The sequence below is a fragment of the Vibrio sp. 378 genome, assembly GCF_033339435.1.
Genome location: NZ_JAWOUO010001057.1, coordinates 1 through 542 on the forward strand (window position 1 = coordinate 1; position 542 = coordinate 542).

General features: G+C 47.6%; 1 protein-coding gene and 1 pseudogene. Both read left to right on the forward strand.

What is annotated here, in order from left to right; genetic code table 11:
* Nucleotides 1–197, forward strand: a pseudogene (locus R7Q48_RS30335) (universal stress protein UspB); the annotation flags it as partial.
* A gap of 157 nt (nt 198–354) precedes the next feature.
* Nucleotides 355–542, forward strand: a 188-nt coding sequence (locus tag R7Q48_RS30340; protein ID WP_318134118.1) for an FAD-dependent oxidoreductase, incomplete at its 3' end; no start/stop codon positions are given.

Genomic DNA, 542 nt, shown 5'->3' on the forward strand with positions numbered 1-542 from the left:
AAGTGGATGGCAATGGTTTCTTCACCACTCACGGTAACGTCACCAAACAGGTGCGTTTGTTCCACTACATAAAAAGCAAAGAGTATCACCATCACCATGATGAGATATTCACAGGTAAGTGTGAACGGGTGCGTGAGTTGTTTGTGCTATCAACCGCGTTGCTTGGTGTTACCCTACTGGCGGCCTTCATCTTGTAGGTCTTTCCAGCTAAGCCGTACTAGGCGATGCTTGGAATTTAAGCGCTTTTCCCTTTCGACATTTGTCGGTAGAATGGCGCTCTTAGAAAGCAAGGATGTGCAATAAGCACATCCTTTTTTATTGTTTTGGATTTTGGATAGAGCCTAAGAGCGACCGATGAGTAAGAAATTTGATGTTGTTGTAATTGGCGCGGGAGCCGCGGGTTTGATGTGTGCTGCAGAAGCAGGCAAGCGCGGACGCAGTGTGCTTGTGCTGGATCATGCCAAAAAGCCAGGACGTAAAATCCTTATCTCTGGTGGTGGCCGCTGCAACTTCACCAACTACGACGTATCAGCCAGCAACTA